Source organism: Robiginitalea rubriflava (assembly GCF_052540725.1).
Genome location: NZ_CP199309.1, coordinates 604768 through 617675, shown reverse-complemented (window position 1 = coordinate 617675; position 12908 = coordinate 604768). Strand labels below are relative to the sequence as shown.

The window sequence follows — 12908 nt, the reverse complement described above, 5'->3', positions numbered from 1 at the left end:
ATAGAATTTTATAGTATATTTAAAAACTGTCCCCCGGCCGTAAAGATACCAAAAATGCCTATTCCGCTTTTCAATTCAATTGCCTCCTGGTTACTCAAAAAAAGGTATCATCAGATCGAATTATTCCTGAAGTACCCGGAAGAAGTGCAACAGGAAGTATTGCTGAACCTGCTCGATTTTGCGGACGAGACCGAAGTGGGCTTGCAGTATGGTTATGAAAGCATTACCAGCTACCAGCGCTTTGCGGAACGGGTACCCATCGTCACCTATGAAGAGATGGAGCCCATGATTGAAAGGGCCCGAAAAGGGGAACAGAATATTTTCTGGCCCACAGCCATCAAGTGGTTTGCCAAAAGCAGCGGTACCACCAATGCCAAGAGCAAATTTATCCCGGTGAGTACCGAGGCCCTGGAAGATTGCCATTACAAGTCCGGCAAAGACCTCTTGTGCCTTTACCTGAACAACAACCCGGATTCGCAATTATTTACAGGCAAAAGCCTGCGCCTGGGTGGCAGTAAGGAATTATACGAAGACAATGGCACCTTTTTCGGCGACCTCTCCGCCATCCTCATCGATAATATGCCCTTCTGGGCAGAACTGAGCAGTACCCCCAGCAACCGGGTTTCCCTTATGAGTGAATGGGAGCACAAACTGCAGGCTATCATTGAGGAGAGCATTCAGGAAAACGTTACCAGCCTGGCCGGGGTACCCTCCTGGATGCTGGTTTTGCTCAATCAGGTGATGGAGAAAACCGGAAAAAGGCACCTTTTTGAAATATGGGAGAACCTCGAGGTGTATTTTCACGGTGGGGTCAGCTTTAACCCCTACCGGGAGCAGTATCGCCAATTGTTGCCCCGGGAGCGCTTCCGTTATTACGAGATCTACAATGCATCTGAAGGTTTTTTTGCCATTCAGGACCAGAATAACAGCCAGGACCTGCTGCTGATGCTGGACTACGGGATTTTCTATGAATTCATCCCAATGGACACTTTCGGCAAGCCCGAACAAAAGGTCATTCCGCTCTGGGAAGTGCAGCAGGGCGTAAACTATGCGATCATCATCACCACAAATGCCGGGCTCTGGCGCTACCAGATTGGGGATACGGTGCGCTTTACCAGTACCAGCCCCTATCGCATCCGGATTACGGGCCGTACCAAACACCATATCAATGTCTTTGGAGAGGAGCTTATTATAGAGAACTCCGAAGAGGCCCTCAAAAGGGTTTGCGCCCAAACCGGGGCTAGTATTAAAGAATATACAGTTGCGCCAATTTTTATGTCGGGCGGAGAAAAGGGTGCCCACGAATGGTTGGTGGAATTCAGAAATCCTCCCAAAGACCTGGGTCAATTCTCAGAACAACTGGACAAGGCCCTGCAGCAGCTTAACTCAGATTACGAGGCCAAGCGCTATAAAAATATCACCCTGAACCCCATACAGCTCAATGTAGCAAGGGATAACCTGTTTTACGACTGGCTGAAAGCCAAGGGGAAACTGGGAGGCCAGCATAAAATACCCCGCCTCTCCAATAGCCGGGAATACATGGATGAGCTACTTAAAGATAACCAACCCATAAGTCAGGTTTAAGACTATATTAATCGAAAATGGACTGGACTGCAATTTTTAATTTTCTGATGATTGCAGGGGCTGTCCAGGGCTTTATCTTTAATATCGCTACCTTCCTGACCCGACGAAGGCTGGAAAAGCCGGTTGTTTTCCTGAATCTCTTTGTGCTTTTTATATCCCTGAACAACCTGCAATCCTGGTGTGTGGATAAAGGCCTGTTATCTTTCAATTATTATGTGGAGCATTTTGTGTTTCCCTGGTATGTGCTCATAGTTCCCTTCTTCTACACCTTCCTGGTGTATTATCTGCAGATTGAAAAACGGAAATTGCCCTTTATCCGGCTTACCCTGACCATTTTTTTCCTGGAGGTCAGCTGCAGGATCATAATGCTTTATCTGATCTCACGGGGCATTATGAACCGGGAGGACATCAATATGTACGACTATCTGGAAGACCTGGTTACGCTGGTTTATTCCCTTGCCCTCTTTGTGAAATGCATCCGCATTATCTATAAATACGATTCCCTTTACCGGCCTATACTAACCTTTGACAACCTGAACTGGGTGAAGACTTTCATGAAGCTGGGCGGGGTGGTCATTGCACTTTGGCTGGTAGCCATCCTTTTGAATATCTTTTCCGAAAACATAAAGCCACCTTATAGCTATTACCCGTTGAGAATCGGTTCCTCCCTGTTGATTTACTGGGTGGGTTACCAGGCTTTTTTTCAGTATGTACTGCTTAAAGACCGTCTGGCACTCAGGGAATTCGTCAGGGTAGGGCAAGGGGGATCCGGTCCGCTTATACAGCCCGCCCAATCGGGGCAGTCCAATGCGAAGCACCATCGGGATTTTGAAAAATTTGATGCCTTTATACGCGAGGAAAAAAAATATCTCGACCCCTATTTAAGCCTGGACGGCGTGGCGGAAGAACTCAACATGGGCAGCAGTACGCTCTCCAGGCTTGTAAACCAGCATTCCGACAAGAACTTTTCAGATTATATCAATTCCTATAGGGTTGAGGAAGCCTGCAGACTGCTTTCTATGAAAGAATTTGCTCCCTACACCATTGTTTCCATTGGCCTGGAATGCGGCTTTAATTCCAAATCCACCTTCTATAACGCTTTTAAGAAATTTGCCGGGATGACCCCTACGCAGTATCGCCGGAACGCGCCCACTGTTTTGCAATAATTGTCCGGATTTTTGCCTGCTACAGGATATGGGATAGCCACAAGCTGCACACTCATAGCTTTGCGGTGAACCAAAATCCAAAGTTATGAAACCCTTGATGTACGTATGGCTTTGTCTTTCCCTTGGGATGGCAAGTGCCCAACAGCCCACCGATCCGGCTTCGGGCTCTAACGAACTATCGCTGAACCTTTTGTATTCCGTATTGGAAATTCCCGAAATAACGTATGAACGTATCCTTTCAGACGAAATGGGCATAGGCTTTTCCCTGGCGATCGCCCTGGATAATGAAATCGAGATTCAGCAGGGTCTGGCTCCTTTTTTCAGGTATTATTTTGGGAATAACCGGGCGGATGGATTTTTTGTGGAGGCTAATGCGGCAATTTATAATTACAATGATGTATTGGTCTTTACTCCAAGCGGTAGTTCTTATGATAAGAAGATTTCCTTTGGTCTTGGGTTTGCTGCCGGGGTCAAGCTGATCAGTGTTAAAGGCTGGATGGGAAAGGCCTACATAGGACTCGGAAGGCGCTTAGATGAAGGGGGAGATTTTTTGAACTGGGGCTACCCCAGGGCGGGAATTAGTTTCGGAAAGAGGTTCTAATATGCTGATAAATAGTTTCTTAACTAAATGTATTGTTTTATGGTAAATAAATGCCTTATATCCTTGTAAAATGTGCCTTACAGGGATGTACGTCGATAATTTACCTCTGCTGAACTAAAAAATGGCTGGTTTCCGTAAATAATACCCAAATTCATGTCCCGAATTAACCTGCTTATTCTTATCAATACTACAACTATGGCGGAAAGGCTTGTGATTTTATCTGACATGTGGGGCTCCAAAAAAGGGCTGTGGATTACCTCTTACCTGGGATATCTGCAGCAGTATTTTGATATCGTGTTTTACGATAGCCAACAATTAAGCGGAATTGAATCTGCCGGAAGTACCCCTGAAAATATTTGTGAAGCCCTGGCCGCGGGTGGAGTGGAAAGAGCAGCCCGGCAATTAATGCGAAAAGAGAAAACCCCCAGCCACTACCTGACCTTTTGTGCCGGGGGCACCATCGCCTGGCAGGCTGCCCTTATGGGCCTTCCTGTAAAATCTTTATATTCTGTCTCCCCAGTTTTGCTCAGCGAGCAGCTTGAAAAACCTTCCTGCCCGGTAAAACTGATGTTCGGAGAGTACCAGGAAGATGCGCCTTCAGCCTCCTGGGCTGTATCCCGGGGCATCGAATATAAAAAAGTTCCGCGCTTTGGCCGTGAACTGTATTCGGATGAGAAAATTATCCGGGAAGTGTGTATGAACCTTCTGGACGATGTATTGAAAAAGCAATATCAGGGATAATCAGGAAACAGCCTTCAGTTTCTTGATCGTTTCAAAAGACAATTTCTCCTCAGCATAGGGCTTGGTTACCTTAAACTCGTCTTCATCAGAGCTCGGCAATTCAAACATGGCATCTGTAAAGACCGCCTCGCATAACGAACGCAACCCGCGCGCCCCCAGTTTATACTCTATTGCCTTGTCCACAATGTAGTCTAAGGCCTGTTCGGTTATCTTAAAACTGATGCCGTCCATCTGGAATAACTTTTCGTATTGTTTGATGATGGCATTCTTGGGTTCGGTAAGGATGGCCCGTAAGGTCTTGCGATCCAGGGGGTTCATATGGGTGAGTACCGGCAACCTGCCGATGATTTCAGGAATCAGTCCAAACTCCTTTAAGTCTTTGGGGATAATATACTGCAGTACATTTTCGGCATCCAGGGTTTCTTCGCGCTTGGTGGCACTATAGCCAATGGCCTGCATATTGAGCCGCTTGGTAATAATGCGTTCGATACCGTCAAAGGCCCCGCCGGCAATAAAGAGTATATTTTCAGTATTGACCTCAATAAATTTCTGGTCCGGATGCTTCCGCCCGCCTTTTGGCGGTACATTTACGGAAGTACCTTCCAGTAACTTTAAAAGTCCCTGTTGTACGCCCTCCCCGGAAACATCCCTGGTAATAGAGGGGTTATCGCTCTTGCGCGCAATCTTGTCTATTTCATCTATAAAGACGATCCCTCTCTCTGCTTTTTCGAGGTTGTAGTCAGCCGCTTGTAATAATCGGGTAAGGATACTTTCCACATCTTCTCCCACATACCCGGCCTCCGTAAGTACGGTTGCATCCACAATGGCCAGGGGAACATTCAGCATGCGTGCAATGGTCTTAGCCATAAGGGTTTTTCCGGTCCCGGTTTGCCCGACCATGACAATGTTACTTTTCTGTATTTCGATTTCGTCTTCCTTGGAAGAGGGCTGCAAAAGGCGCTTGTAATGGTTGTATACAGCTACGGATAGAACTTTTTTGGTGCGTTCCTGCCCAATAATGTAGGTGTCCAGGAAGCCCTTTATTTCCATGGGTTTTTTCAGGACCAGTTCAGAAGACAGGTCATCGCTTTTGGCTTGCCGGGACTCCTCTGCCACAATCCCATGAGCCTGTTCGATGCAGCGGTCGCAAATGTGCGCGTCCAGCCCTGCAATCAGCAGATTGGTTTCGGGTTTCTTCCTCCCGCAAAAGGAACATTCTAAATTCTCCTTAGCCATAATTGAGCGCGTCTATAAGATAAAAACGTTTTTTGTCCGTAAAATTGTCTTCAGGCCCCGGTTTTCGGGCTTCAGTCCAGAAGGTCCGACCAACGGTTATTCGCTGTCCCGCTCCAGGATTTCATCGATCATTCCGTATTTCTTGGCTTCTTTTGCATTCATCCAGTAATCCCGGTCGCTGTCTTCATAAACTTTGTCAAAAGATTGCCCGCTGTGCTTGGCAATGATCTGATAGAGTTCATCCTTTATTTTCAGGACTTCTTTGGCTGCAATTTCGATATCGCTCGCCTGTCCCTGAGCTCCCGACATGGGTTGGTGGATCATCACCCGGGAATGCTTCAGCCCGCTGCGTTTTCCTTTTTCACCTGCACAAAGCAGTACGGCAGCCATGGAGGCGGCCATTCCCGTACAGATGGTAGCCACATCCGGCTTAATAAACTGCATGGTATCGTAAATACCCAGCCCGGCGTATACACTTCCGCCCGGGGAGTTGATATAAATCTGAATGTCTTTGGAAGAATCCGCACTGGCCAGGAATAATAGCTGGGCCTGTACAATATTGGCTACCTGGTCATTGATCCCTGTTCCCAGAAAAATAATCCGGTCCATCATCAGCCGTGAGAACACGTCCATGGCGATGGCGTTGAGCTGCCGTTCTTCAATAATATTAGGGGTCATACTGACCGGGTACATGCTCTGTAGCCCGCTTTCCAGATACAGGCTGCTCAGCCCCTGGTCCTTAATGGCGAAATCTTTAAATTCCTTTGTATAGTTCATCAATTGCCTTCACTAGTGGTTAAAAAAAAGGTGCCGAAAGAAATTTCTCCGGCACCGTAAAGATACTATTTTTAATAATTCCCGCTGAAATTCGCGCTAATTTGTGCCAGCCGGGTCTTCCCTAGCCGTACACTTCTTTTACGAACTCCTCGTAAGTAACCTCTTTGTTCTTTAAATTGGCCTTTTCCTTGTACAACTTCAGTAGCTTCTGGCTCATCAGCTGTTCAGAAAGCCTTTTGACTTCTTCCTGGTTGCTCATAACCCGGGATGCGATATTTTCAAGGTCTTCTTCCCTGGGGTTGAGCTGGCCGTATTGGGCCATCTGGGTTTTGATAAAACCTTTGGCGAATCCCTTTAATTCATCGTATTGAATATCCAGCTGGTGATCCTTAATGAGCTTCCCTTCAATCAGCTGGTACCGCAGCCCTTTTTCGGAACGTTCAAATTCATCGCTGGCTTGTTCCTCAGTTAATGGGTTTTCCCCTGTGGTTTGCATCCACTTTTTCAGGAATTCGGTAGGGAGATCAAATTTTACGATCTCAATCAGGCGTTCGGTCACGTCATTGAGAAGCTTCTGGTCTGATTGCTGCTGGAACTGCCCTTCTGAATCTTCTTTGATCTTTGCACGCATTTCCTTTTCAGAGCTTACCTTGCCTTCTCCGAATAACTTGTCGAATAATTCCTGGTTTAACTCTGCAGGCTCCCTCTCATTGATTTCAGCAATGGTGAAATCAACTTCAATATGGAGTCCTTCGGCCTTTTCTTTTTCAATTCCCAGGGTGCTGGGCAGTAAATAGGCTTCCTTGAACAGGCCTTTTGTTTTTAAGGATACCGTCTCGCCAACCTTACTACCTTTCAAGGCGTCAATAGCTTTCTTGCTCTTGATCTTGGAAAGTTCTATGGTGCTTTTCTGATCGATCCCTTCTGCTTCATTGGTAAAGGTTCCATTCACTTCATCCTTTGGGCCAACTTCCTTTTTGGAAACCAGCTTCCCGTATTGCTTACGGATCCTTAAGACCTGGTCATCGATCATTTTCTTGTCTGCAACAATCTTGTAATGCGGAATAGCTTTTTTGGTTTTCAGTGAAACCTCAAATTCCGGCGCCAGGCCCAGTTCAAATTCGAATGCAAATTCATCGGCATCCCAATTGAAATTATCCTGTTGTTTCGGCAGGGGGTTCCCCAGCACATCCAGTTTTTCTTCTACCAAGTAGTTGTTCAGGTTATCCTGGATTAATTTGTTTACCTCATCTACCAAAACCGCCCGGCCGTACTGCTTTTTGATCAGCCCCATTGGGACCTGACCTTTGCGAAAGCCCGGAATATTGGCATTCTTTCGGTAATCTTTGAGTATTTTATCGACCTTCTCCTGATAGTCTTCTTTGGTAATAGCAACTTTCAGAACGGCATTCAGCTCATCTATTTGCTCTTTGGTAATATTCATTTAGCGATTTTTTAAGCATATAAAAATGGGATGCAAAAATAGCTTATTTTATATCGCCGGGCAAGTTTTTAACCGACTGTCTTTCAATAAGTAGTTTGCTATTTGGAATCCTGCTTTAGGAAGGAAAAAAGAATGGATTGCAGCAGCGACAAAAGCAGGGAAAAAAGCAATGCCCACCAGATTCCGGCAACATCAAAGCCATCCACCAGCCAGTCTGCCAAGAGGATAATGATCGCATTGATGATCAGCAGGAAGAGCCCCAGTGTCAGGATGGTAACCGGCAGGGTAAAGATCACCAACAGTGGTTTAACCACAAAATTAAGCAGGCTCAGGACCACAGCCACCAGGATGGCTACCCAATAGGAGGCAACACTTACCCCCGGAAGAATGTTGGCCAATAATACAACTGCCAGGGCGCTCAGTAATAATCGAATGACAAAGTTCATAACGGTCAGGATTAAAAAAGGGTACCACCCTTTAAGCAGTACCCTTAAATATAATATTAAATTTTTCTAATTGATATACAGGCCGGTGAAATTCAAAGGGTTTACCCTTGGCAGTTCAGCACCGTAGGTATTTTCAATCACCTCAATAAACTCATTCGCAATCAAGGAATAGCCGCGCGGGGAGGGATGCACCCCGTCCAATGAAAACCCTCCACCTGTAGCGTAGGTTGCTGTAACAACGCTTCCGTCACTCAGTTGAACCCCTGCGGTGGCCACCGTATTCACATAGGCATTGGCATCCACAAGACCCAGATTGTAGGTATCCGCCAGGGCCTCGATGGTAGCATTGAAATTTGCAGTAGCATTGGCCACCATATCCTGTTCCTCAGGCGTCAGTACCCACTGGTCTTCCAGGGGGTAAGTGATTCCATTTATGGATAACTGCCCGGCTGTTTCTGCAGGAAGCCCCAGTCCCTGCAACATGGCGAAAGCATCTGTATTGAGTTCTGCAATTACCGTCTGGCTGGTAAATACAATTAAATCGTCAGCCGTTGCCTGGCGGGCTTGTCCGTAGAGCATTCCCAACAGGCCTGCTGTGGGAGCATCCAGGCCACCCCCTATTAGTGTGGCTGTTATCTGAGCAGAAAGATCAGGGAGATCCTCATCCTTTATCAAAAGAGCGCTTGCACCAGTGGTACTGAAGGTTATGGAGCGCTCCGGTACTCCTAAAAAGGCAAAGACATTGTTAAGGTCTTCAAACTGAGCATTAAGCAGCGGTATCTGCGGCCCGAAATCCGGATTGGTCGGATCCAGGGGAGCAAAAGGGACCGTAGTAAAAAACGGAATGGTCGTTACATCAGGTATGTTGGCAACTACCCCTTTGGCTCCGTTAGCCGTCAGACTCTGTAACAAGGTATTGTAAACGCTTCCAAAAACCTGAGGGTCAGTAAGGTCGTTCCCGCCGTAGGTGGTAGGGTCCAGGTTGCCGGTTTGATCTACCCCGGCGCCCCCTGAGGTGGCAAAGCTGAGTACATCGTTGTTTCCAATCCAAAGCGTGAAAAAAGTTGGGTTCTGGGCAACGGCATCCGCCAGGATGGTAGTGCCCGGATCACTTGCAAAGCGCACAAAATAAGGATTGGCAAGACCAGCGGATACCCCTGCGACATTTCCATAGCCCGGGGCTACCAGGTGAAAACTTTTGGCACCGGGTACGCCCATGTTGTTAAAGGGCCCTGCGAGTATATTTGCCGCATCAGTGGTTCCCTGTCCGGGAACCGGGGTAGGTAAGGGGTCTCCTGTTGAAAAATCCAGGAATAAGCGGTTTCCGAAAATTGGATTGCCCCCAAGTGATAAGGCCCCCAGGTTGTCGGCCATAAAAGGGATGGTAAAATCCCCACCCCCCGCCAGGGCAAATGAACCTGCCAGCATATTAGGATAGGAGGCAGTTTGTCCATCTATAAAAAGGGCTGCATCGGAGTAACCGGCAGTGAGTGAATTTCCCACGGCAACATAGTTGCTGAAGTCAGCAGAGCCACTGGTATAATTGACAGGATCAGGATCCGGTCCGGGATCTGTTATAACATCATCGTCGCTACAGGACACGAAAAAAAGGCCTAGAGCAGCCAGTAAAGCCAAAAGCTTTTTCATAAGATCAAATTTGAGTTAGTTGATAGTACCGCCCCTCGGACAGGCATTCTCAAAATTAACTAAAATTATGACACTCGCAATATGACCCCTAAAAAAATTATGCATGCATAATATAAGGGCCAATTGATTCAGGATTTGATAAATGTGATCGTTTTTTCAAAGAAAACATCTGGCTTTTCAGCATGCAGCCAGTGCCCCGTTTCGGGGATGGTTACCAGCTGATAGTCGGGGAAATGCTTTTTCATCAGAGGGGCATCTGAATCCTTGATGTAGTCAGAATTCCCGCCGCGCAGAAACAAAACAGGCCCGTTGTAGGCAGCGTTTGATTCCAGGGTCGCGCCGATCGCTTCCATGGAGTTGCTCAGCACTTCCAGGTTAAAACGGAATCCCAGCTTTTTAGGGCTTTCCCAATACAGGTTTTTGAGCAGAAACTGCCTTACGCCCCATTCGGGGATGCTTTCGGCCAGATAATCATCGGCCTCGGTCCGGGACTGCATTTTTTCCAGGGGGATGGTATTGAGTGCATCCAGAATTTGTTTATGGTGAGGGGGGTAATATTTAGGGGCGATATCTGCTACCAATAAGGTTGACACCCGGGAAGGGTAGCGGCAGGCAAATTCCATTGCGGTTTTCCCGCCCATAGAATGCCCCAGCACATTCGCAGTGGAAAGGCCCTTGTTATCCATATATTCCAGGAGGTCAGCTGCCATCGTAGGATAGTCAAATTGCACTTCCCAGCCGCTTCTGCCGTGATTGCGCTGGTCCAGCAGATGTACTTCCAGCCCGCTGTCTGCATATTTCTTTCCAAGGGTTTTCCAGTTGTCAGACATGCCCAGAAAACCGTGGAGGATTATCAGCGGCTGTCCTGCTCCGAGTACTTTAGAATATAACTCCATCAGGACAGGCGATGTTTATACATGTTTATAGTGTTTTCAAGACCCAGGTATAATGCCTCACAGATGAGCGCGTGGCCGATGGATACTTCCAGCAAACCCGGGATTTGCTCCTTAAAGAAGCGGATATTCTCAAGATTCAGGTCATGGCCTGCATTGAGGCCCAGCCCTGCTTCGAGGGCAGCTTCTGCAGCTCTGCGGAAGGGCGCAACGGCCTTTTCCGGATTTTCCGGGAAGCCTTTGGCATAGCTTTCCGTGTACAATTCTATCCGATCTGTTCCGGTATCTTTTGCAGCCCGAACCATTTCGGGGTCCGGATCTACAAAAATAGAGGTACGTATCCCTGCTTTTTTGAACCTTTCAATTACTTCCCTTAGGTATTTCTGATTTTTGACGGTGTCCCAGCCGGCGTTGGAGGTAATGGCGTCAGGGGCATCCGGTACCAGAGTAACCTGTTCAGGAAGCACTTCAAGTACCAGCTTTTCGAAAGAATCAATCGGATTTCCTTCTATGTTGAACTCTGTCCGGACTACGGATTTAAGGTCCCGGGCATCCTGGTAACGGATGTGCCTTTCGTCAGGACGGGGGTGAATCGTAATGCCCTCGGCTCCAAAGGATTCTATGTCTTTAGCTGTTTTCAGCAGGTCTGGGAGGTTTCCGCCCCTGGCGTTTCTGAGCGTCGCTATTTTGTTGATATTTACACTGAGTCTAGTCATCAATTCCATGGGTATTATTGAAAATCCCCGCAAAAATACAAATTAGGCATGCCTTTTGCTCTTTAAAATTAGTAATTTGCAGCAGGATTTGCCCTTATGGATATGCAGGAGCACATAATCAGTACTATTCCCGTCTTTGAACTGGAGGATTCCCTGAAGGAGGTAATCCACTTTTTCACGCACAGCACCTATTCCCATGTGGCCATTGTGCATGAAGGGCGTTTTGCAGGATTATTGGGGGAAGCAGATCTGGATAGTTTCCAGGAAACCAGTTTGGTGGAAGAGTTTCGCTACCAACTGGAATCCTTTTCGGTTCGGGAGGATGCATCCTGGCTGGATATCCTTGAGGGATTCACACAAAATGAAGCGAACCTGATGCCGGTGATCGATGCCCAGGAACAGGTGCTGGGGTACTACGACCTGAGCGATATTGTGGGTATTTTTACGGAAATGCCATTTTTTTCAGAGCCGGGAGCCGTTCTGGTAATCGCGAAAGCCATACAAGACTACAGTTTCAGTGAGATTGCACAAATTGTGGAAGGTAATAATACGAAGCTGCTGGGGGCTTTTATTACCAAAATGACCAATGAAACGGTGCAGATTACCCTGAAAATGAACGGACAGAATATTAACGAGGTCATTCAGACCTTCAGGCGGTATCGCTACAACATCCTGTTCGGGAACATGGAAGACCGTTTTCTTGAAGAACTCAAACAGCGCTCCAATTACTTGGACAAATATCTAAATGTATAAACCTCATGAAGGTTGCACTCTACGGGCAAACCTACAACGAGGAGGTTGCCGGCCCGGTCTCGGAATTACTTTCTGCACTGGAATCGGTACAGGCATCGATAGCCATTGAAACCGAATTTTCTGATTTTTTAGGATATGGTGCGGATCGCTATCCGGGTTTCACACTTTCTGAAGGCCTGGATTCCAGTTTTGATCTGATGGTCAGCTTTGGTGGTGACGGGACCATTCTCAGGGCTATCACCTACATCAGGGATATGGGAATCCCCATAGTAGGGGTCAATACAGGACGGCTGGGATTTCTTTCAACCTTTCGAAAGGAAGAAGTTGACCGCCTGGTACGGGAATTTGTGGCAGGAAATTACCATCTGGTAGACCGTAGTCTGGTAGCTGCCAGTTTTGATGGACAGACCCCAGGCGGGGCGCAGCTTAACTTTGCACTTAATGAAATCTCTGTAAGCCGCAAGGATACAACCTCCATGATCACGGTAGACACCTACCTGAATGACGAATATCTGACTTCTTACTGGGCAGATGGTCTTATCATAGCAACACCTACAGGGTCTACCGGATACAGTCTTAGCTGCGGGGGGCCTGTAATCACGCCAACCGCCCGCTCCCTGGTGATTACCCCCATTGCGCCGCACAACCTGAATGCACGCCCTATGGTCATTTCAGATGATACCGAAATTCGGCTGGTGGTGTCCGGGCGTGAAGAACAGCACTTACTCTCTATGGATTCTCGTATTGCCAGTTTGGACAATGGTACCGAAATACGGGTCAGAAAGGCAGACTTTAGTATTAAAATGGTGGAATACGCCTCCGAAAGTTTCCTGAAGACGATTCGCAATAAGCTGCTTTGGGGGGAAGACCGCAGGAATTGAAAGGGCCCTGCGGGCAATAAATA

13 protein-coding genes are annotated in these 12908 nt (G+C 47.3%); 6 read left to right on the top strand and 7 right to left on the bottom strand.

The window, feature by feature from the left end; genetic code table 11:
• Positions 1 to 54 precede the first annotated feature (54 nt).
• The 4 genes from ACT6NU_RS02830 to ACT6NU_RS02815 all read left to right on the top strand — a co-directional run bounded on the left by ACT6NU_RS02830 (position 55) and on the right by ACT6NU_RS02815 (position 4092).
• Positions 55 to 1584: a GH3 auxin-responsive promoter family protein gene (locus tag ACT6NU_RS02830; protein WP_445382947.1), complete on the top strand. Its 1530-nt coding sequence runs from the start codon at positions 55 to 57 to the stop codon at positions 1582 to 1584.
• 17 nt (positions 1585 to 1601) lie between these two features.
• Positions 1602 to 2750 (top strand): helix-turn-helix domain-containing protein, encoded by a 1149-nt coding sequence (locus ACT6NU_RS02825; RefSeq protein WP_445382946.1) that lies wholly within the window; start codon positions 1602 to 1604, stop codon positions 2748 to 2750.
• An 85-nt stretch (positions 2751 to 2835) separates the two neighbouring features.
• Positions 2836 to 3351 (top strand): hypothetical protein, encoded by a 516-nt coding sequence (locus tag ACT6NU_RS02820; RefSeq protein ID WP_445382945.1) that lies wholly within the window; start codon positions 2836 to 2838, stop codon positions 3349 to 3351.
• A 153-nt stretch (positions 3352 to 3504) separates the two neighbouring features.
• Positions 3505 to 4092, top strand: a complete 588-nt coding sequence (locus ACT6NU_RS02815; RefSeq protein WP_445382944.1) for a hypothetical protein — start codon at positions 3505 to 3507, stop codon at positions 4090 to 4092.
• On the opposite strand, the gene clpX is transcribed toward ACT6NU_RS02815, so the two are convergent.
• The 7 genes from clpX to ACT6NU_RS02780 form a co-directional block, all read right to left on the bottom strand.
• Positions 4093 to 5328 carry an ATP-dependent Clp protease ATP-binding subunit ClpX gene (clpX, locus tag ACT6NU_RS02810; protein ID WP_445382943.1) on the bottom strand — a complete coding sequence of 412 codons (1236 nt, stop codon included), beginning with the start codon at positions 5326 to 5328 and terminating at the stop codon, positions 4093 to 4095.
• Between the two features lie 96 nt (positions 5329 to 5424).
• Complete coding sequence (clpP, locus tag ACT6NU_RS02805; protein WP_445382942.1) at positions 5425 to 6105, bottom strand: ATP-dependent Clp endopeptidase proteolytic subunit ClpP; 681 nt, start codon at positions 6103 to 6105, stop codon at positions 5425 to 5427.
• A gap of 121 nt (positions 6106 to 6226) precedes the next feature.
• Positions 6227 to 7549 (bottom strand): trigger factor, encoded by a 1323-nt coding sequence (gene tig, locus ACT6NU_RS02800; RefSeq protein ID WP_445382941.1) that lies wholly within the window; start codon positions 7547 to 7549, stop codon positions 6227 to 6229.
• 98 nt (positions 7550 to 7647) lie between these two features.
• A complete protein-coding gene (locus ACT6NU_RS02795; RefSeq protein WP_445382940.1) occupies positions 7648 to 7995 on the bottom strand; it encodes a phage holin family protein in 348 nt (115 codons plus the stop codon).
• A gap of 66 nt (positions 7996 to 8061) precedes the next feature.
• Entirely contained in the window at positions 8062 to 9642 is a 1581-nt protein-coding gene (locus tag ACT6NU_RS02790) for a G-D-S-L family lipolytic protein (protein ID WP_445382939.1), read from the bottom strand.
• A gap of 128 nt (positions 9643 to 9770) precedes the next feature.
• Positions 9771 to 10538 carry an alpha/beta fold hydrolase gene (locus ACT6NU_RS02785; protein ID WP_445382938.1) on the bottom strand — a complete coding sequence of 256 codons (768 nt, stop codon included), beginning with the start codon at positions 10536 to 10538 and terminating at the stop codon, positions 9771 to 9773.
• Complete coding sequence (locus ACT6NU_RS02780; RefSeq protein WP_445382937.1) at positions 10538 to 11251, bottom strand: pyridoxine 5'-phosphate synthase; 714 nt, start codon at positions 11249 to 11251, stop codon at positions 10538 to 10540. Before ACT6NU_RS02780 ends, ACT6NU_RS02785 begins: the two co-directional genes overlap by 1 nt.
• Positions 11252 to 11353: 102 nt before the next feature.
• Between ACT6NU_RS02780 and ACT6NU_RS02775 the strand changes: the two genes are divergently transcribed.
• Together ACT6NU_RS02775 and ACT6NU_RS02770 are read left to right on the top strand one after the other, a co-directional pair.
• Positions 11354 to 12004 (top strand): CBS domain-containing protein, encoded by a 651-nt coding sequence (locus tag ACT6NU_RS02775; RefSeq protein WP_445382936.1) that lies wholly within the window; start codon positions 11354 to 11356, stop codon positions 12002 to 12004.
• A 5-nt stretch (positions 12005 to 12009) separates the two neighbouring features.
• Positions 12010 to 12885 (top strand): NAD kinase, encoded by an 876-nt coding sequence (locus ACT6NU_RS02770; protein WP_445382935.1) that lies wholly within the window; start codon positions 12010 to 12012, stop codon positions 12883 to 12885.
• Positions 12886 to 12908: the final 23 nt, after the last annotated feature.

Excerpts from the sequence above, each read along its gene's own strand:
- ACT6NU_RS02830 (WP_445382947.1), top strand. The coding sequence starts at position 55 with ATGCCTATTCCGCTTTTCAATTCAATTGCCTCCTGGTTACTCAAAAAA.
- ACT6NU_RS02825 (WP_445382946.1), top strand. The coding sequence starts at position 1,602 with ATGGACTGGACTGCAATTTTTAATTTTCTGATGATTGCAGGGGCTGTC.
- ACT6NU_RS02820 (WP_445382945.1), top strand. The coding sequence starts at position 2,836 with ATGAAACCCTTGATGTACGTATGGCTTTGTCTTTCCCTTGGGATGGCA.
- ACT6NU_RS02815 (WP_445382944.1), top strand. The coding sequence starts at position 3,505 with ATGTCCCGAATTAACCTGCTTATTCTTATCAATACTACAACTATGGCG.
- clpX (WP_445382943.1), bottom strand. The coding sequence starts at position 5,328 with ATGGCTAAGGAGAATTTAGAATGTTCCTTTTGCGGGAGGAAGAAACCC.
- clpP (WP_445382942.1), bottom strand. The coding sequence starts at position 6,105 with ATGAACTATACAAAGGAATTTAAAGATTTCGCCATTAAGGACCAGGGG.
- tig (WP_445382941.1), bottom strand. The coding sequence starts at position 7,549 with ATGAATATTACCAAAGAGCAAATAGATGAGCTGAATGCCGTTCTGAAA.
- ACT6NU_RS02795 (WP_445382940.1), bottom strand. The coding sequence starts at position 7,995 with ATGAACTTTGTCATTCGATTATTACTGAGCGCCCTGGCAGTTGTATTA.
- ACT6NU_RS02790 (WP_445382939.1), bottom strand. The coding sequence starts at position 9,642 with ATGAAAAAGCTTTTGGCTTTACTGGCTGCTCTAGGCCTTTTTTTCGTG.
- ACT6NU_RS02785 (WP_445382938.1), bottom strand. The coding sequence starts at position 10,538 with ATGGAGTTATATTCTAAAGTACTCGGAGCAGGACAGCCGCTGATAATC.
- ACT6NU_RS02780 (WP_445382937.1), bottom strand. The coding sequence starts at position 11,251 with ATGACTAGACTCAGTGTAAATATCAACAAAATAGCGACGCTCAGAAAC.
- ACT6NU_RS02775 (WP_445382936.1), top strand. The coding sequence starts at position 11,354 with ATGCAGGAGCACATAATCAGTACTATTCCCGTCTTTGAACTGGAGGAT.
- ACT6NU_RS02770 (WP_445382935.1), top strand. The coding sequence starts at position 12,010 with ATGAAGGTTGCACTCTACGGGCAAACCTACAACGAGGAGGTTGCCGGC.